The sequence below is a fragment of the Sphingomonas sp. SRS2 genome (assembly GCF_000971055.1).
Classification (GTDB): domain Bacteria; phylum Pseudomonadota; class Alphaproteobacteria; order Sphingomonadales; family Sphingomonadaceae; genus Rhizorhabdus.
This window is the reverse complement of record NZ_LARW01000020.1, coordinates 1-1173: the sequence shown is the minus strand read 5'-3', so window position 1 is coordinate 1173 and position 1173 is coordinate 1. Positions and strand designations below refer to the sequence as shown.

Annotated in this window: 2 pseudogenes; both read left to right on the top strand. The window is 61.2% G+C overall.

Annotated features, from left to right (window positions below):
* Positions 1-819: pseudogene (locus WP12_RS26285) on the top strand (hypothetical protein); the annotation flags it as partial.
* Positions 785-1173, top strand: a pseudogene (locus WP12_RS00115) (IS6-like element IS6100 family transposase); the annotation flags it as partial. The pseudogenes WP12_RS26285 and WP12_RS00115, both read left to right, overlap by 35 nt.

Below are 1173 nucleotides of genomic sequence, written 5' to 3'. Positions count from 1 at the left end.
CTCATAACGCCGCTCCCTTATCGGAGCGGAACGTCGTTCCTCGCATGGGCGATCGTCAACAACAACCAGCCCGTTCCCGACGTGTTCTCCAAGATGACCAAAATCGCAGCTTCGGGCCGACTGGGCCATGATGGCGCGGCGGGCTGTGCTGGGGCTTTCGCAAGCGCCGCTGCATTGCTGCTCTGTGGTTGCGAGAGAACCGATACCCTCCGCTACCGGATGACCGTCGAAGTGGAGACGCCGACAGGTGTGCGCTCCGGTTCGAGCGTCATCGAAACGACGATCACCAAAGGACCGCGAACGGGCCAAGGAAGCGGGATCACCTCCAAAATGAGGGGCGAGGCCGTGGCCGTCGATCTCGGCAGCGGCCAGACGCTGTTCGCCCTGCTGAACGGCGATCGTCAGGCTGCTAGTGACTACCATGCCAATCTGCTGGGCAATGCGCTCCGGGCAGGAGGCAAGTCCGATCCACCTATGCCGCGTTCCTTCAGAGGGCATAGCGTGGATGGTACGCTAAACAACGCTAAGGGCGAACAATCAGCGAACGCTTACGCGACGCGGCTATTCGGCGGCAGATTGAGGGCCTTGCGGCCAGCGGAAGCGGCAGCTCGATCCCAGAGGAAATCGCCGGAGAAGGCAATATGCTCCCAACCCACGGGAGATGTATGGGCAAGGAGATCGTCAGGCACTGCGACCGATGTTGATCGGAGATGCTGGGCGGCGGGCTCTGTTGCAAAAATCGTGAAGCTTGAGCATGCTTGGCGGAGATTGGACGGACGGAACGATGACGGATTTCAAGTGGCGCCATTTCCAGGGTGATGTGATCCTGTGGGCGGTGCGCTGGTATTGTCGCTATCCGATCAGCTATCGCGACCTTGAGGAAATGCTGGCGGAACGCGGCATTTCGGTCGACCATACGACGATCTATCGCTGGGTCCAGTGCTACGCCCCGGAGATGGAGAAGCGGCTGCGCTGGTTCTGGCGGCGTGGCTTTGATCCGAGCTGGCGCCTGGATGAAACCTACGTCAAGGTGCGGGGCAAGTGGACCTACCTGTACCGGGCAGTCGACAAGCGGGGCGACACGATCGATTTCTACCTGTCGCCGACCCGCAGCGCCAAGGCAGCGAAGCGGTTCCTGGGCAAGGCCCTGCGAGGCCTGAAGCACTGGGAAAA